General features: G+C 59.0%; 18 protein-coding genes and 1 tRNA gene. 8 read left to right on the forward strand and 11 right to left on the reverse strand.

Features of this window, described 5'->3' with window-relative positions; all coding sequences use genetic code 11:
- Window positions 1-45 precede the first annotated feature (45 nt).
- On the reverse strand, window positions 46-717 hold the full coding sequence (locus IPP95_10245; protein ID QQS71566.1) for a nitroreductase family protein: 672 nt from the start codon (window positions 715-717) through the stop codon (window positions 46-48).
- A gap of 29 nt (window positions 718-746) precedes the next feature.
- Between IPP95_10245 and purN the strand changes: the two genes are divergently transcribed.
- The 6 genes from purN (at window position 747) to IPP95_10275 (ending at window position 4,573) form a co-directional block, all read left to right on the forward strand.
- Entirely contained in the window at window positions 747-1,331 is a 585-nt protein-coding gene (gene purN / locus IPP95_10250) for a phosphoribosylglycinamide formyltransferase (protein ID QQS71567.1), read from the forward strand.
- Between the two features lie 51 nt (window positions 1,332-1,382).
- Window positions 1,383-1,979 carry a MarC family protein gene (locus tag IPP95_10255; protein ID QQS71568.1) on the forward strand — a complete coding sequence of 199 codons (597 nt, stop codon included), beginning with the start codon at window positions 1,383-1,385 and terminating at the stop codon, window positions 1,977-1,979.
- Window positions 1,980-2,077: 98 nt separating this feature from the next.
- Window positions 2,078-2,461 (forward strand): GxxExxY protein, encoded by a 384-nt coding sequence (locus IPP95_10260; GenBank protein QQS71569.1) that lies wholly within the window; start codon window positions 2,078-2,080, stop codon window positions 2,459-2,461.
- Window positions 2,462-2,674: 213 nt separating this feature from the next.
- The gene (gene rnhA, locus IPP95_10265; GenBank protein ID QQS71570.1) at window positions 2,675-3,157 is read left to right on the forward strand and encodes a ribonuclease HI; all 483 of its coding nucleotides are present in this window, start codon (window positions 2,675-2,677) and stop codon (window positions 3,155-3,157) included.
- Between the two features lie 49 nt (window positions 3,158-3,206).
- Window positions 3,207-3,722, forward strand: coding sequence for a biotin/lipoyl-binding protein (locus tag IPP95_10270; GenBank protein QQS71571.1), 516 nt, complete (start codon window positions 3,207-3,209; stop codon window positions 3,720-3,722).
- Entirely contained in the window at window positions 3,719-4,573 is an 855-nt protein-coding gene (locus IPP95_10275) for a phosphopeptide-binding protein (GenBank protein QQS71572.1), read from the forward strand. The genes IPP95_10270 and IPP95_10275 overlap by 4 nt, the downstream gene beginning before the upstream one ends.
- A 73-nt stretch (window positions 4,574-4,646) precedes the next feature.
- On the opposite strand, the gene IPP95_10280 is transcribed toward IPP95_10275, so the two are convergent.
- From IPP95_10280 to IPP95_10290, 3 genes are all read right to left on the reverse strand, one after another.
- Window positions 4,647-5,189: a hypothetical protein gene (locus IPP95_10280; GenBank protein QQS71573.1), complete on the reverse strand. Its 543-nt coding sequence runs from the start codon at window positions 5,187-5,189 to the stop codon at window positions 4,647-4,649.
- Complete coding sequence (locus IPP95_10285) at window positions 5,186-7,837, reverse strand: thiol protease/hemagglutinin PrtT (protein QQS71574.1); 2,652 nt, start codon at window positions 7,835-7,837, stop codon at window positions 5,186-5,188. The genes IPP95_10280 and IPP95_10285 overlap by 4 nt, the downstream gene beginning before the upstream one ends.
- A gap of 151 nt (window positions 7,838-7,988) precedes the next feature.
- On the reverse strand, window positions 7,989-8,915 hold the full coding sequence (locus IPP95_10290) for a bifunctional hydroxymethylpyrimidine kinase/phosphomethylpyrimidine kinase (GenBank protein ID QQS71575.1): 927 nt from the start codon (window positions 8,913-8,915) through the stop codon (window positions 7,989-7,991).
- A gap of 104 nt (window positions 8,916-9,019) precedes the next feature.
- On the opposite strand from IPP95_10290, the gene IPP95_10295 reads away from it, so the two are divergent.
- A tRNA-Asn gene (locus IPP95_10295) sits at window positions 9,020-9,093 on the forward strand.
- A 428-nt stretch (window positions 9,094-9,521) separates the two neighbouring features.
- Here IPP95_10295 and IPP95_10300 read toward each other — a convergent pair.
- From IPP95_10300 to IPP95_10330, 7 genes are all read right to left on the reverse strand, one after another.
- Window positions 9,522-10,652, reverse strand: coding sequence for a hypothetical protein (locus tag IPP95_10300; protein QQS71576.1), 1,131 nt, complete (start codon window positions 10,650-10,652; stop codon window positions 9,522-9,524).
- 83 nt (window positions 10,653-10,735) lie between these two features.
- Window positions 10,736-12,088 (reverse strand): aminotransferase class III-fold pyridoxal phosphate-dependent enzyme, encoded by a 1,353-nt coding sequence (locus tag IPP95_10305; protein ID QQS71577.1) that lies wholly within the window; start codon window positions 12,086-12,088, stop codon window positions 10,736-10,738.
- Window positions 12,089-12,097: 9 nt separating this feature from the next.
- Complete coding sequence (locus IPP95_10310; protein QQS71578.1) at window positions 12,098-12,331, reverse strand: type II toxin-antitoxin system HicA family toxin; 234 nt, start codon at window positions 12,329-12,331, stop codon at window positions 12,098-12,100.
- Window positions 12,328-12,555 carry a type II toxin-antitoxin system HicB family antitoxin gene (locus IPP95_10315; GenBank protein ID QQS71579.1) on the reverse strand — a complete coding sequence of 76 codons (228 nt, stop codon included), beginning with the start codon at window positions 12,553-12,555 and terminating at the stop codon, window positions 12,328-12,330. The genes IPP95_10310 and IPP95_10315 overlap by 4 nt, the downstream gene beginning before the upstream one ends.
- A 121-nt stretch (window positions 12,556-12,676) precedes the next feature.
- Complete coding sequence (locus IPP95_10320) at window positions 12,677-12,964, reverse strand: hypothetical protein (GenBank protein ID QQS71580.1); 288 nt, start codon at window positions 12,962-12,964, stop codon at window positions 12,677-12,679.
- Window positions 12,965-13,062: 98 nt separating this feature from the next.
- A complete protein-coding gene (locus IPP95_10325) occupies window positions 13,063-14,532 on the reverse strand; it encodes a CoA-acylating methylmalonate-semialdehyde dehydrogenase (GenBank protein QQS71581.1) in 1,470 nt (489 codons plus the stop codon).
- A 72-nt stretch (window positions 14,533-14,604) separates the two neighbouring features.
- Entirely contained in the window at window positions 14,605-16,881 is a 2,277-nt protein-coding gene (locus tag IPP95_10330) for a DUF748 domain-containing protein (protein QQS71582.1), read from the reverse strand.
- A 147-nt stretch (window positions 16,882-17,028) separates the two neighbouring features.
- Here IPP95_10330 and IPP95_10335 point away from each other — a divergent pair, with 147 nt between their 5' ends.
- Complete coding sequence (locus IPP95_10335; protein ID QQS71583.1) at window positions 17,029-17,331, forward strand: N-acetyltransferase; 303 nt, start codon at window positions 17,029-17,031, stop codon at window positions 17,329-17,331.
- Window positions 17,332-17,389: the final 58 nt, after the last annotated feature.

Raw genomic sequence — 17,389 nt, forward strand, 5'->3', positions numbered from 1 at the left:
ACAGGGTGCAAAGGAAAGATATTTTCGACACCTGCGACGAAACGGCTATTTGAATGGCACCAGGACCTCATTCAAAGGCTTGCGGGAAAGGGCGGGTACCCGGCACCCCTCGGCCGGAAATCCCATGGGGATCAAGAGGAAAGGTCGTTCGTTGGCCGGGCGGCCCAAGAGTGTCGATAAAAAATTCATGGGGCTGGGGGTATGGGTGAGCGTGGCCAGGCCGGCGTGGTGCGCGGCGGCCAGCAGCAGGCCCGTGGCGATGCCCACGCTCTCGCTCACGTAGTAATTGGGGTGTTTATGGCCACCCTCCTCCACCTCGAAGACGCGCTTGAAGACCACAACCAACCAAGGCGCCGTCTCCAAAAACGGCTTCTTCCAGTCGGTACCGAACACGGCCAGGTCGCGGAGCCATTCCTCGCTCATGCGCCCGTCATAATTGATGCGCTCTTCCTCTTCCGCGGCCTCGCGGATCTGCTTCTTTTTTCCGGGATCGCCCACCACACAGAAGGTCCACGGTTGCTTGTGCGCGCCGCTGGGTGCCGAACTGGCGGCGCGGACCACCTCCTCCAACACCGCATAAGGCACAGGGTCCGGGCTGAATTGGCGCACGGTGCGCCGTCGGTCCATTTCGGCATGGAAGGCCTTGGCGCGCAACAGCATTTCGCCGACATCACGTCGTTTGAATTCTAAAGGGATCTGATCAATATTGTTCTTCATCTTGAAGCCGAAGGTCGCAACTTCGCGCCATGGTACGCATCGCCATCCTCGCATCCGGTTCCGGAACCAACGCGCAACAGCTGATGGGGCACTTCCAAGGCCACGCAACTGCGGAAGTGGTCTTGATCTGTAGTGACAAGCCCCGTGCGGGCGTGGCGCAGCGCGCTTGGGACATGGGCGTGCCGTGTTACCTCTTTAACGGCGCGGCTTTGAAGGACGGCACGTTGCTGCACGAACTGGAAGCCTATCGCATCGACCTGGTCGTACTGGCCGGTTTTATGCGCTTGATCCCGGTCGAAATGGTCCTCGCCTTCCCGGACCGGATCACCAACATCCATCCCGCGTTGCTTCCGAAGTACGGCGGCAAGGGCATGTTCGGAGAGCATGTCCATAAGGCCGTGCTGGCCGCCGGAGAGAAAGAGAGCGGCATCACCATCCACTTGGTGAATGAAAGGTACGATGAGGGCCAAGTGCTCTTTCAAGCTGCCTGTCCGGTGCTTCCAGAAGATGATGCTGATGCACTTGCCGCACGGATCCATGCTATGGAACATGCGCATTATCCTGCGGTGGTGGAGGGTATTGTGAACAGCATCCGCGACAAGACGGTGGAATAATTCCAAGGACTTGTGGGTCTGCATCCAGACCTTCCCCCCGAACTTCGCCCCATGGAAATAACCCACGTGCTCAAAGCGTTCCTCGTGCTCTTCGCGGTGATCGACATCATCGGCGGCATCCCGGTGATCCTGCAGGTGCGGGAGAAGGCGGGTAAGATCTACCCGGCGCGGGCCACCATCGTCAGCGGCAGCATTATGATCGTGTTCCTCTATCTGGGGGAGACCATCCTGTCCTTCCTCGGCATCGACGTGAACTCGTTCGCCGTGGCCGGCTCCCTGGTGTTGTTCTTCATCGCGCTGGAAATGACCTTGGGCATCCGCCTGTTCAAGGAGGACACCTCAGCCCCGGGATTGAGCGAAGACCCCAAGGTCTACAGCATCGTTCCTTTGGCCTTTCCGGTGATCGCCGGTTCAGGGACCATCACCACCGTGCTTTCACTGCGCGCGGAATTCACCCGCCCGGAGATCCTGGTGGCGATCATCCTGAACATGGTCGTGGTGGTGACCGTGCTGCTGCTCACCAATCGCATCGAGCGCATGCTCGGGCGCGTAGGCCTCATTGTCCTGCGCAAGGCCTTCGGCGTGATCCTCCTGGCCATCAGCGTAAAGCTTTTCGCGGGGAACATCACGTACCTCTTCCCGGGTTGAACCGCTGCTTTTTTGAACCGCAACGCACGCAACGAACGCAACGTGAAAAGGCTTGAATTGAACCGTTGCTGACGCAACCCGATCGAACCATTAACGAGATGACGGAGAATGAACTGGCCGAGGTTGCGGTAGAGGCTGCGTTCCGCGTGCATAGGGAGGTAGGTCCCGGTTTGCTGGAGCATGCGTATGTGAAATGTATGCACCACGAGTTGCTTGAAATGGGTATTGCGACAAAGCTGGAACATTCCGTTCCGCTAGTGTACAAAGGGGCGAACATGGGCGCGGGCTACCGCTTGGACCTATGGCTTGAGGACAAGTTGATCATCGAAGCCAAGACTGTCGAGACGACCCTGCCGATCCACCAGGCACAACTGATGGCCTATCTGAAACTCACGGGCAATAAGCTGGGCCTGCTGATGAACTTCAACGTCAAGCTGATGAAGAACGGGATCGAACGCTGGGCGAACGGGATGCCCGAATAGTTTTGCCTCGCATTTCGTCGCCGTCCACACTCTTGCATTCCGTTGCGGTAAACCGTTGCGTCCTTTGCGAGCGTTGCGGTAAACCTTTGCATTCCGTTGCGAGCGTTGCGAGCGTTGCGGTAAACCTTTGCATTCCGTCTCGCTCGTCGCGAACGTTGCGGCAAACCCCCTGCATTCCGTTGCGCCCGTTGCGAGCCTATCGGTTAACCTAGCATGAAGATCATCATCCATACCGACGGCGCGGCCAGCGGCAACCCCGGTCCCGGCGGTTTCGGCGCTGTGCTGGAGGCTGGCAACCATCGCAAAGAACTTTGGGGCGGATTCCGGCGCACCACCAACAACCGCATGGAGCTGCTCGCGGTGATCGCGGCCTTGGAGGCCCTGAAGGGCGAAGGGCATGAGGTCACCATTGTGAGCGATAGCAAATACGTGGTGGATTCCGTGGAGAAGGGCTGGGTGTTCGGCTGGGAGAAGAAGGGGTTCGCGAAAAAGAAAAACCCGGACCTGTGGAAGCGGTTTCTCAAGGTGTACCCCAAGAACAAGGTGCGGTTCCAGTGGATCAAAGGCCATGCAGGGCATCCGCTGAACGAGCTGTGCGACCGCTTGGCGGTAGCTGCACGTGAGCAGCACGGACTGCCAGCTGATGAGGCATTCGAGCGGTCAGAGGGAACAGGCAAGGATATATTCGCCCCGTGATCGGACATGGAATGAACCTTGTCCGCCCGGAATTGTTCAAGCTAAGTTCATGTGTGCAAAACGCTACGCCACGGTCAATTCAGTCGCCAAGCCATTGGAGCTTGAGCGAGCCACACCAAGTGCACCTTGGACACTTACCGGCGAGCAGGCCCCGGACCTTACCCAGACCGGTCCCGGTATGTTCAGCGTGGTGTACAAGGGGCGTTCGCACAGCGTATTGGTGTTGAAGCAGGACCAGGACACCGGCACGGTGCGGATGCGCATCGGCGCCCATTGCCATACGGTACGCTTGGAAGATGACCGGTCCCGGCTGATGCAACTACTGGGCATCGACCGGAGCGCGCGTGCGATGGTGCGCGAATTGAAAGCCCCCATGCCCGGCTTAGTGCTGAAGATGCTGGTGAAAGAGGGCGATACGGTGAAGAAGAACGACCCCTTGCTGGTGCTGGAGGCCATGAAGATGGAGAACGTGATCAAGAGCGCCGGGGATGCCGTCGTCAAAAAGATACACGCCGTGGAGCGCACCGCCGTGGAAAAGGGACAGATCCTGCTCAGCTTTGAATGAAAACCCCGAAGAAGACAATGAAGAAACAGACCTTGCCCTTGCTCACCCTTCTGCTGCTGGCCGCCTGCGGCAACCCTCCCCAGGATACACCACCGCCACCGCCACCTATGGATACTACGGCTGCTGTGCCTACTGAGCGGCCCGACGTAGTGGCTCCCTCAGATGCCACTATAAAACTCGTAGCCGCTCCTCCGGCGACCCAGTTCCCGGACGCGGACCTGAAATTGGACACGCTCATCCCGAACAACAAGAAAATGGATGCGGAGTACAAGTTCACGGTGAACGGATTCGAGCTGAAGGCCCAGACACCCGACGCCGGAACGCGCGGCTGTGCCAACAGCAAGGATGGGCAGCACATCCACTTCATCCTCAACAACGCACCCTACAAGGCCGAATACAATTCGGACTTCACAGAGAAGGCGAACCCCGGCCGGAACGTGGCCCTCTGCTTCCTAAGCCGCAGCTATCACGAAAGCCTGAAGAACAACAAGGCCGTGGTGGTGAAGGAGTTCACCATGCCGGGAAAGGACTCGTTGATCGCCGGCGATGTCACCAAAGACCCCACCCTCTTCTACAGCCGACCTAAGGGCGATTACAAGCAGTTGGACGGCGACAAAATGCTGCTGGACTTCTACTTGCTGAACACCGACCTCACAGACAAGGGTTACAGCGTACGCGCTACCATCGACGGGAAGGTATGGACGATCAACAAGTGGGACGCCTACTTCATCGAGGGCCTCGAACTGGGCAAGCACACCGTTCGCTTGGAGCTGGTGGACGGCAACGGGACGTTGGTGCCCGGCCCCTTCAATGACAGCGGCGTACGCGAGTTCAACTACTTGGGCAGCTAAGCATAGCGCTTCAACAAGAAGAAATCCCCCTTCCCGACCACGTGGTCGGGAAGGGGGATTTTCATTACAGGGTTCACTTCAGGCGCTTGCAGCGGACGTACAGCGAATCATGCCGGATGAGGTTGCCGATCTGCGCCGCCGGATCTGTAAAAGCCGCACGAGGTCCACAATCGCAGAGGTCCGTCAACGGGTCGCGGTCCGTGATGGCCGCATCCAGTTCGGCCAATGATGGTGCGTTCTCCAAAGCGGCGTACTCCGCATAGGTCATCCTCAGGAAGGCCACGTTCATTCCGATACCCCTTCGGTCCAACAGCCAACCATTTTCCAACTTCACGGGTACGGACAAGCCATCGCTGGTCCGCAGGTCCTTGGGGTGGGGATAGGAGAGGATGGTCTTTCGGTCCGCGGAGAGCATGATCGGGACCTGATCATGGAGATCCGACTTGGTGCGGTACACGAGCACGTGGGCGGTGGCGGCCACCCCCGTCGCGGAGGCCTGGGAAAGTTGGCCTGCACCGGCGACCGGACCGGTGGCGGCCGTTGTTTGGGCAGCATCCTTCTTTCCGCAGCAACCAGCGGAAAGCAATACCACGAGTGTGATCAATGGTCGATTCATCGGGCGATGATCAAACGTTCGTTGCGCACGCCCTTATCGGTGCCCATGCGTAGGAGGTAGGCACCTTCGGGCACGGCGGACACATCCACGATGGCCTGATCACGTAGGCCAGTGAACGTCCCCTTGTCCAACACTGTCCTTCCTTGCATGTCGACCAGTTGCACGCTCTCCAGTGTTCCCGGGAAGCCGCTTAGGTCGATGGTGAGCTTATCCTTTGCCGGGTTGGGGTGCACTGCGATCGCCCCAAGGGCCGGATCTTCATCAATGCCCACGTTGGCACCGCGCAGAATATGGAGGTCCAGCAGATATGTGCCCATTCCTCCTGCGAAGTATGGGGCCACCTGGAACCAGACCGTGCCACCACCATACACCACGATGTTCCCGGGCATCACGTCGTCATACGCCGAGGACCAGGAGTTGCCGTCCGCGGACCAGGCCCAGACACCGTCCAGCGAGTAGCTGTTCCCATTGCCGCTGTTCCAAGAGTCGTGGATGCGTGCCGTGATCGCATAGTTGTTGCCCCCTGGCAGCACCACCTTGTAGAAGTCCTGATCGGTCTCGTTGTGCAGGTTGGATCCCGGGGTGCTCACCGTGGCGCTGTTACCGGAGAAATTCACCGGCAGGGAATAAGCCTGACCGGCATTGTTGTTCACCTCGTACGGGTCGCCTTGGATGGGGGCAGCGGTAACGGTTACAAAGACGGGATTGGCGAAATAGCTGGAACCCGTGAGCTGCCATCCCGAATTGTTCGGATTGTGCTGCGCCGCCAACAAATAGGTACCGGGCGGTACCGTGACGCTCACGGGTCCGAAGGTGAGGTACGGGGCAAGATAGGAGTATCCGCTCGGCAGCCCGTTCGTCTCGTTCAGCACGCCGACATCCTGCGCCCAGGATCCGTCCAAGTTGTAGAGGGCCACACCGTATTGGCCGACGAAGGTGGCCGCCCCGTCGTTCTCCACGTTCAGGTTCACCGAGATCTGCCCTCCTTGCGTCAATGAGGTGCCGGGCGTTACGGTGATGGCGTTTGCGATCTCGATGTCATTCGGGTTGATCACGCTCACCGGGGTCAGGTTGGTATAGCCGCCATTGTCCGCCACGAGCACCCATTCACCGCCGGTGGGCCGGTAGAGGATCGCGATCACATAGTCGCCCGGCAGCATGCTGAACAGACCGGTGGTGGTGAACTGGATGTCGTTGTTGTAGGCGTAACCGGCCGGCAGGTTGTTGCCATCGAGCTCCTGAACGAAGCCATAGAAGTTGCTCGACGCGTCGAACACCGCGGCGGCATAATCACCACTGAACGCGGAGGTGCCATTGTTCACGATGTTGGTGGAGACGGTAAAGCCTTGGCCATAGTACAGTGTGGAAGAGGTCGGGCTCACGTAGTTATACAGTGCCAACGTGCTCAACTGGCCGGTCCCTCCTCCACCGCCGCCGCCTGTCGCGGGCTTGATGCCGATGATCGCTTCCTGGCCGCTGTTATAGCCGCCATCGCCGCCACCGGTCCCGGTGGACCCCGGGTTGAGGGCGCCTACGGTGAAATAGCCGTTCACCTGTCCGCCCCATCCCCAGTTGAAGTGGAAGTAATTGCTGTCATCGTAGCCATCACAGACGAAGCAGTGCCCACCGCCTGAACCAAAGCCGTCGTAGATGATCGGTCGGCTCGCGTCCAGCTCGGTCTTGAGCAGGTTGGTCCACTGCTGCTCGCTGTAATTGTCGCGTGCAATGCCCTGCATGCCCTGGTCATAGCCGAAGTAGGTCCTCAGGGCGAATTCCGCATTATTCTCAGTACCGGGGCTGTGGCTGCTGATCACCCAGGCACCGCTCACCTGTGGGGTGTAATTCATGTCCACGCCCACGCCGCAGTGGTACATCAAGGTGGCCACGGCGTTGTTAGGGCCGCTCACCGTGTTGGGCATGGCGGTCCAGTTATAGGTGGTGGCCCCGAAGTTTGCCGAAAGCGTGCCGTAGTGCGGCTCGTTGTAGGAATGAAGGCCAGCTCCCTGTGCAGGGTGGTTATGGTACTTCATCACCTGCGCCATCGCGGTAGCCACGCATCCGGTCACGGACCCGCCGGGGCACATCGCGTTCACGTTGGGCGACTGGTCCCACATCGTCTGTACCAATGGGTTCACGCCTTCGGTGTCACGGTCGGCATGCACACCGCTGATGGCCTCCTGCCACGCCACGGCAACCGCTTGTACCGCAGGGCCTTCCGCCTCGATCGCCGCTTGGATCTCCCCGGCATAGCCCTCGAGCCACTTCGCCACGTTCTGCGCCAAGCTGCCCGATGGGAAAGCCCGCTCCGTGGAATAACCGAGCACCGGCATCACCAGATCATCACCGGACACGATCACGAAGCCCTGGCCTTCGGCGTTGAACACACGGAAGTAGACCGGAGCAGCGGACTGCCCGGAAGCACTACCGGTCTTCGTGTACACCAGTTGCAGATCGGAGCTTCGCGTGGCCAAGAACGAGGCGCTGCGCTCACGAAGAACATGGACCGCAACGTCGCGGGCGGTGCTTTCACCCACCTGTGCCGCCTTGAGCGAACCCGCCCAAATGAGCGCGATGGCCAAGAGCAAGGCCGCGACCGTGGCGCGGAAACGCTCGATGGGAGGAGGGAACAACGGGGTAAAAGTTCTCATGGTCGGGGGGGGTTGAGGCCATGTGTTCGGCCACTACAAGGATAATCAAACCCGCTATCACGCACAATACCCAAATATGGGGATACCGGGGGGGTGCCGTTCCCCTTCCAGTACCCTGATGGAGGACCTTTTCCCGGTCTGGGCCCCGGCCTTAGCCTTCCACGAGCTTAATGTCGAAATCCACGAGGTCCACGAACTGCTGAATGCGCAGGTCGATCTCTTCCTGGGTGAGTTCCAGCAGGCGCTCCACGCCGAATTTCTCGCAGCAGAAGGACGCCATGGCCGAGCCCACGATGATGGCGCGCTTCATGTTGTTGAAGCTGTGGTCGCCGCTGCGGGCGAGGTAGCCGATGAAGCCGCCAGCGAAGGTGTCCCCCGCACCGGTCGGGTCAACGACCTCATCGAGCGGCAATGCCGGTGCGAAGAAGACATTGTTCTTATTGAAGAGCAACGCTCCGTGTTCGCCCTTCTTCACTACGAGGTGTTTCGGGCCCATGCCCATGATCACCTTGGCGGCCTTCACCAGGCTGTGCTCGCCGCTCAACTGCCGGGCCTCGGAATCGTTGATGGTGAGGATATCCACCCGCTTGATGACCTCCTTGAGCTGGTCCATCGCGCTGTCCATCCAGAAGTTCATCGTATCCATCACCACAAGCGCGGGTGCATCCACCTGGTCCAGCACCTTCGCCTGCACTTTGGGGTCCAGGTTGCCGAGCATCAAGTATTCGGTGGCCTTGTACGCATCGTTCAATTCCGGGTCCAGGTCCAGTAACACGTTGAGGCGCGTCTCCAACGTATCGCGCGTGTTCATGTCGTAGTGGTACTTGCCGCTCCAGAAGAAGCTCTCCTTGCCTTTCAGCACTTCCAGCCCGGCCTGATCGATGCCTCGTGCGCGCATTTTCTCCATCATCTCCACGGGGAAATCCTCGCCCACCACGCTCACGATGCCCTGGTCCTTCAAGAAGAACGAAGCGGCCAACGAGATATACGTGGCGGCGCCGCCGACCACTTTGTCGGCCCTGCCGAACGGGGTTTCAATGTTGTCGAAAGCGACGGTTCCAACGGTGACGAGCTTCATGTTCGTGAGGATGTTTTGGGGCCGCAAAGGTGAAGAAAGCGCGGGAACTTGTGGGATCACCTACTCTTCCTACTTTTGCGCTCCCTTTTTCGAAAGGGGTTTCTTCCCTGGTAGCTCAGCTGGTTAGAGCACCTGACTGTTAATCAGGGGGTCGTTGGTTCAAGTCCAACCCGGGGAGCGAGGGGCCTCAGCATAGCGCTGGGGCCTTTTTAGCGTAATGCCCCCACTACCTCTAAATCCTGTACAGCGCTGAGGCCGATCGCTACTACGTTGGCGAAAGTGTGGACCCTGTGGAGCGACCGGGGCAACACAACCAGCACCTTTAAAAAGGTTCTGCCACAGCCATTGCAGAAGATTGGGTCTTACAGGTCTCAGTACGTTGTGACGACCGCTCTCACGCGCGGCGGATCGAAAAGTGGGTCAAGTCACAGAAAAGCAGGGCGACGATCAAACGGATCATCGAGGAGGAGAACTACCGAGAGTACCAAGTCGGTAGGTTTAGTGGTCCATAGTAAGGGGGGCGTTGCCCCGATATATTTCGGGGCAAGTCCAACCCGGGGAGCGAGGGGCCTCAGCATAGCGCTGGGGCCTTTTTCGTTCAGGGCCTCACAGGTCCTTGCCATAGATGCGATAGCGCTTCCAGATCGTACCCCCCAGCCGTTCCAGTTCTGCACGCATGCGATGGTTCGTTTCCTGCACAAGGTGGCTGTCCATATGGGTGAATCCGCGCTCGTAGGCCTTGGTCAGCAGCTCGTTCGCCAACAGGCAGGTAAGGCCGCGCCCTTGCAGGTCCGTGCGCACGGCGCCAAGGAAAAGGTCCAGTTGACGCGACCGCCGCATAGCCCGGAACACATGAATGAAACCGAACGGGAACATCCGCCCATGGGCATGGCGGATACCCTCGCTCATATCCGGCATGGCCACCACGAAGGCCACCGGTTCATTGCTTTTGTCCACCACCACCTTCACCAGCTCGGGGTCCAGCACCGGCATGTACTGCGCCGCCAGCTTCTTCATCTCCGGTCCGGTCATGGGTACAAAGCCCAGCAGGTCCTTGTAGCTGGCGTTCACCAAGCTGAATACGGGTATTATCCACGGCTTCAGGTCCTTTCTGGAAGTGAAGGACAGGACGCGGAACTCCGAACTGCCGGCCAACCGGTCCACAATACGCTGGTAGACCGCAGGAAGCTGGGGCGTGATCTCCGTTCTGTAGGCCACTGCATCAGCGACCTTCGCGTAACCCGCACTTTCAATGAGGGCGGGAAGGAATGAAGGATTCGAGGGCGTGGCCAGTACCGGTATGTGCTCGAAGCCTTCCACCTGCGCCCCTTGGGGATCCTTGTCGCTGAGGCCAAAAGGGCCGATGATGCGGTCCATGCCCAAGCTGCGCGCCCAGTGTTCCACCGCACTGATCAGCGCGGCGCTCACCGCACGGTCATCGATCACGTCCAGCTGGTAGAATCGAGCCGTGCGCTCCCCCTGCTGTTGGTTGTGCTCGCTATGCACGATGCCCATGATCCGGCCCACACACCGATCACCGCGCCAGGCGAGAAATCGCACCACCTCACAACCGGCCAGAGCGTTGTTCTTCCGCGGATCGTGGAACGCCCGCTCATCGGCCCAGATCGGCGGGACATAATTGGGGCGCTGCCCCGGAAGACGTTCTGGAAGATGGATGTAGCGATGAAGCGCTTTTGGGCCACGCACCTCTTCCACACGGACATGTGTAGACTGCATCCTGTGGGGTGGATCTGGTCCGGGAGAGTTCTGCCGAATGTTGGCGCGAAGAGGCCTTTTTCGTTGGCTGAAGTCAGTGCGCGTCAAACACAAGCTTCATCCGCGATCTTGATCGCTTTCGAGATGATCTCCAGACCCTCGTCGATCCCCGCTTCATCAATGATCAGTGGCGGAGCGATGAAGATCCAGTTCCAACGGACGAAAGTGAACATGCCCAGCTCCGCGACCTTGGCGGCCACCTTGTTCATCACGGCCATGTCGTTGGGCCCTGCGTTCCAGGGAGCCATCGGCTCCTTGGTCCCGCGGTTCTTCACCAGTTCGATACAGCCCAACAGTCCGGTGTTGCGGAAGTCGCCGATGCTCGGGTGTTTTTGCGTCAGCTCAGCCACGCGCTTCTCCATGTATTGGCCCATGCGCGCAGCGTTGTCGATCAGGTTCTCATCCTTGTAGACATCGATCACGGCGTTGGCGGCCGCGCAGGCCACGGCGTGTGCACTGTACGTCAGGCCGATAGGCAGCGGCTTGTCCGCAAAATGCTTCACGATCTCCTCGCGCACGATGATGCCGCCCAACGGGATGTAGCCGCTGGTAAGGCCCTTCGCCATGCACAGGATGTCCGGCACCACGCCGTGGTGGTCGATACCGAACCATTTTCCGGTGCGCCCGAAGCCGCTCATCACCTCGTCGCAGATGGTGAGGATGCCATATTTGTCCGCGATGGCCTTCACGCCTTTCCAGTAGCCGGGAGGATATTTGATACAGCCGCTGGAGCCGCTTTCGCCCTCCATCAGGATCGCAGCGATGTGTTCCGGTCCTTCGAACTTCACCACACGCTCCATGTTCGCCAGCGCGCGCTCGGTGCATTCCTCCGGCGTCTTACTGTTCCATGGGCAGCGGTAGAAATACGGGTTCTCCACATGGATGATGTTCGGCACGCCTTGGCTGTCATAGGGCAAGCCGCGCGGGTCACCGCCTGCGGAAAGCGCGCCGTAAGTGGCACCGTGGTAACTGCGATAGAGCGTGATGATCTTATGCCTGCCGGTGTACAAACGGGCGAGCTTGATCGCGTTCTCGATCGCATCCGCGCCACCGTTGGTGAAGAAAGTGCGGTTGAGCGTGCCCGGAGTGATCTCACTGAGCGTCTTGCCCAGCTTGCCGCGCGCCTCGGTGATCATGCCAGGGTAGACGTAGCTCACCTCGGCCATCTGCTTGGCCACGGCCTCCGCCACTTTCGGGTGCCCATGACCGATGTTCACGTTCATCAGCTGCGAGCTGAAGTCGATGATCTTCCGGCCATCGCGGGTTTGCAGGTAGATGCCTTTGGCGCGCTCGATATTGAGCGGGTTCAGGCCACTTTGTTTGTTCCACGAGAAGATGGTGTGCTCGAGGTTCTCCTTGAGGATATCGGCGGGATTGGTCTTGGTCTGGGTGCTCATCAGGTTGTTTCAATCTTGGGTCGCAGCGCGAACGAACTCGTCCGGTATCGCTTGTATTTCATTCAGGATCTTCCGGATCAACGGCCTGCTGATGTCCTGGCCCTTATGATGAGGAAGTGTAGTGTAGCGCCCATCAGGATGTCGGTAGAAAACATGACTCCCTTTCTGTCGCACGACCTGGAAGCCCCATCTGAGCAGGATGCGTTCAAATGTCCTTGCATCCACGATCGGCAATTTGCTCATACCGCTATTGAGAAGGATTGCAGACCAACGAACGCAGGAAGTGCCTTGATGTCGTCGTCGCTCATTTCTTCCAGGCAAAGCTCGACCACCTCCTTCAGGTTTGCCTGAAGTTCGTCAAGGCTTTTTGCCTGCGTATGTGCCCCCTGGATGCTCGGTACAATGCCGATGTACAAGCCACTTTCTGGGTCCTGCTCGATATGGGCGGTGAATTGAATGTTGCGCATGCTTCTTGTCTTTGCTCAAAGATAGACAGCCGGGTGGTCGGTTGCGACTGGCCTAATTGAGGCGCTCTTGTGCAAATTCAACCAGTCCGGATCCAACTTCGTTGCCTTCATCTGCATCGGATCATTCAACTGGCACAAATACGGAAGGATTGTCACCACCATACTCATTGGCCTCTGGCAGTCTAAAATGGATCATGACGCCGTCAGTTGAACTCGTCGGAGTCACTTGAAAGAATTTCGTGACCGTATCCATCTTGATCGTTGCTTGCCGTGTAATGGTGAATACCGCCCAGTCACTCATAGCTATTCCATCGATCATGATCCGAAGCTGATTCATTGTGTCCCGGCGTAATGCAGGCATATCCATGGAGATATGCACCGGATGCCCTAACAATAGGGTGTCGATCACAAATCCTGAACGTAGTGCTCGTTGTGGCCCGTCCTCAGTCTGGTTCGGTTCACCGCAACAAACCAGTGCCGTCAGACAGAGGTATAACCAAGTACGCATCAGCTCATCCAGTTCACCTTCCCTTCCGGATTCCACTTCGTGGTGGTCTTCTTCAGCTGTGTCCAGAACTCGATGCTGCTCTTCCCGGTGATGTCGCAGGTGCCGAACTTGCTGTCGTTCCAGCCGCCGAAGCTGAACGGCTCGCGGGGCACGGGCACGCCGATGTTCACACCGATCATGCCGGCGCTGGCGCGTTCCATCACTTGCCGCGCTTGCCCTCCACTTTGCGTGAAGACCGCCGCCGCGTTGCCATACGGATTCGCGTTCTCGATGGCGATCGCCGCATCAAGGTCTTTCGTGCGGATGATGGTGATCACCGGGCCGAAGACCTCTTCCTTCGCAATGCGCATGTCGAGCGTCACGTGGTCGATGATGGTAGGGCCGAGGTAGTAGCCGTCCTTGGCGCCACCTTCCACTGTCGGATCGCGGCCATCGAGAAGGATCTTCGCACCGGCCTTTTCAGCCTCGGCGATATACCCCGTAATGCGCTCAAAAGCTGCCTTGCTGATCACCGGTCCGAGGGTCTTCCCCGGGATCAGCTTCTTCGCTTCCACCAGCATCTGGTCCACGATGCGGTCCACAGCGCCGACGCCGACCATCTGTGCGGCGGCCATACAGCGCTGTCCGGCGCAACCGCTCATGCTGGCCACCACGTTGCTGGCGGTCATCTCCACATGCGCGTCCGGTAATACGATCAGGTGGTTCTTCGCTCCGCCGAGACATACCGCGCGTTTCAACGAGGCGCTGGCGCGGACGTAGACGATCTTGGCCACCTTGGTGCTGCCCACGAAGCTCACGGCCTTGATACCGGGATGGTCACAGATGGCCTCCACGATCTCGCGATCACCGTTGACGACGTTGAAGACGCCATCGGGCAGGCCGGCCTCCTTCAGCAGTTCCGCGATGCGCACACCGCTGATCGGTACCAGCTCGCTCGGCTTCAGGATCATGGTATTGCCCAGCATCAGCGCGTTGGGGATGGTCCAGTGCGGCACCATGTTGGGGAAGTTGAACGGCGAAATGCTCACCACCACGCCGAGCGGCTTCCGCTCGATGCGGCACTCCACGCCTTTGCTCACCTCCAGCAGTTCGCCCTGCACGAGCTGCGGCAGGCTGCACGCGAACTCGGTCAGCTCTGCGCTCTTGTCCACTTCGGCGTAGGACTCGTCCATCGTCTTGCCGTTTTCCTCGTGCACCAGTCGGGCCAGTTCTTCGCGGTTCTTCAGCAGCAACTCGCGGTATTTGAAGAAGATCTGTGAACGCTCCTTGATCGGCATAGCGCTCCATGCGGGGAATGCGGCCTCGGCGGCTTTCACGGCGACATCAAGGTCTTTGGCGGTGCTGAGCGGCACGGTGCTGATCACGCTGCCGTCCAGCGGTGAATGCACGTCCATTTGCTTTTGGCCGTTGGCACCGGGCTTCCCGGCGATGTAGTTCTCTGTCTTGTATTTCAATGTTGCTGTGGCCATGATCTTTCTGCTGTTATCGGAAGGACGAAGTTACGTTCCATACCGGCGCATTCAGGAGTAGCAAGACGATGCTCAATCACTCACGTTCACAATAAATCGAAAGCCGGGAGCGCCCATGTAGCCGGAAGTTTCTTCCGGAGTGCCGGGCCGGAAAACGATCCGTTCCAGGTCGGTGCCGACCTTATGCAAATAGGTCTTTACGGCTTCTTGGCGGAAGCCTTCCTCGGCAACAACGGCCCGTGTCGCGACATCAGCGCCCACTGCGGAAACGCAGCGCTCGCGTTCGGGTTTTCCTTTTGTGGCGGGCGTTCTTGTGTCCAAGAACACGACAAAAGCGGGATCGCGCAGGGCGAGGTCCGACACGCGCGAGCTGTCAGCTTTGTTCAGGGGCGATGCCAGTCCAAGGAATTCCATCTTCGCGTGAGCTGCGCCCCACTCCTCCTGTTCATCCTTGAGGTCGGTCAGCGGCACCAAGGCCACATTCAGTTCCGGCTTCTCTTTCAGCAGCGCGGCCAAGGCATCCAAGGAGCGCTTTTGGTCCTTGTCGATCTCGATGGTCAAAGGCAGGAAACGGACTTCTTCCATGTCCACATCGTCCCTTCCCCCGAAGGCCCCGGAAACCAGTTTTACCGGCGCCGCCGCAGCCTTCACCACGAGGTTCTTCAGCACTTTCCAAATGATGGGCCATGGCTTGAACTCCGGATCGTTCAGGTCGCCCTTCACCGGCACGTCGAGATCGATCTTGCCATGTACATCGCGCAGTAGCGATGCGGCAAGGCGCAGCGGTAGGACGAAGATGCCGGTGTCATGCACGGCGGTCTTTTTCGCGAAACGCAAGTTATCCGCCTGCAGATGGTTCCTGCTGTCGATCTTCCCGTCCTTGATCGTAGTACTGCCCGTGTAATCCAGCGTTCCGGACAGGACGGGGTACGCGCCATACCAACGGCTGTAGGCGTCGAGGTCCGGGAGCGAAAGATCCGCCACTTCCAACGAGGCGTCCACATTTCGGAAATTCTTCGGATCGAACTTGAAGGTGCTCGTGAGCATTCCACGCCCGTTCAGTCTTGCGGATGCCGTGAAGTCGGCTGTGCCGGTCGCAGTGGTGATCCGGCTGCTACGGATGTCGATCTGGTCCAGCTTGTAACGGAAGGGCTTCTCCGGGGTGAAGTCCTCGAATTCCACGGCACTGTTGACCATCAACATACTGTCGGCGGTGTACTGGTTCGCCACGAACTCCTGCCCCAGCAGGCGGATGTAGTCGGCGAGCATCACGAACACATTGCTGGGCGCGGCTTCCAAGTGAGTGTTTGCGCTGTCACCGATCGCGGTGCTGTCTAATTTCAGCACTTTCGTCCACGTGTTGGAACCATCGGCCCATTGCCGGAAGCGTGTGGTAAGCCCATCGATCAGCACACGGCTGATCGTGAAGCTCTGCGTCTTCGCGTTCAACGTGTCCAACACAACACGCCCGCTCGTTATGCCGATCAGCTGCGTGCCTCCGCCGTCTGTGAGGTCCACGTTGTTCAGTTCCAGATCACCGCTTACGGCCAGTGCGGCGGTGTCGGCCCAGCTGTCCTCGAGGTCCAGACCGAGGTCCAGTTCGCCCTTCAGCGCAGTGGTGTGCATGAAATCCTGCAGATAAGGCAACAGTTGCGGCAGTGCGAAGTCCTTCAATGTGGCATGCACCGCATAAAGCGATCTCTCCGTGTCGATCTTGAAGCCGCCGTCGAGTGCGCCGCCACCGTCCAGCGTGAGGCCGAGCAGGAAATCCATCCGCGCACTTTCCGAGGAGATGAGATCGCATTGCATGTGCAGCCCGGAGATGCCCACGGGCGCCTTCAGCACGTCGCTATCGTATACGATGCGCCCGCCGGTGATGCGGATGTCCACCATACTGAAGCGCACATGCGTCGTATCCGGGGAGGCCGTGGTATCCGTTCCGCCCATTTCGAGCAGGTCGCTGAAGTTGAAGCGGTCCGCGTTTTGCGTGATGTGGAAGTAGGGATCCTCGATACGCAGCTGGCGGAAACGCCAGTCCTTGTTCCGGAACCCGTTCCATAGATCGCTCTTCACTGCGATGCTCTTCCACGAAACGAACGGCTCGGCGCTCCCGCGCTCGGAGCATTGCACGCCATTCACCGCGAAGGTGAATGTGAACGGGTTGAGGATGATGTTGTCGATGGAGACGGTGCGACCGATCCATTCCAAGCTGTGCTTTTCGATGTGGCGTTTCAGCAAGTAGGGCAGGAAGAAGGCCGCGATGCTCAGCAGCAGCAATACGGCAATGCCCGCGAAGAGGAACGGGCGCCAGCGTTTGTTCTTCTTCTTTCCTTCGGGGTGTGGGGCCATGGGTGGCAAAGGTCAGCAGAACTTGCCCAGGGGCGTCGTCGCCAAAGGTCCTACCTCGAGGCTTTCCCCATTTTTCACTATATCATACCTTTGCGCGCCTTTTCCCCAGCGGGCCATGCCCGTTAACCGGGACCAGACAATACCGCCATGATCGACCTGAGCACCATTCCCTTGATCAACGATACCAGTTCCCGCCAATTTGAAATGGAGGTGGACGGTCGGATGGCCAAGGTGGAATACGAACTGAACGGGACCAAAATGTTCTTGACCCACGCCAAAGTACCCAAGTCCTTGGCCGGCAAGGGCGTGGGCGTGGAGATCGTAGAGCGCGTATTCACTTTCATCGAGGAGAACAACTTGAAGTTGGTACCGATGTGCTCGTTCGTCACGGCCCACCTGCGCGAGCATCCGGAATGGAAGCGCATCGTGGAGAAGGGTGTTCAGGTCTGAACACGATCTCATTCCCCAACCATTCACGTCAACGTAGTGGCCGTTCGGCTGGTCCGTC

Source organism: Flavobacteriales bacterium, assembly GCA_016700415.1.
In the GTDB taxonomy this organism is placed as follows: Bacteria; Bacteroidota; Bacteroidia; order Flavobacteriales_F; family PHOS-HE28; genus PHOS-HE28.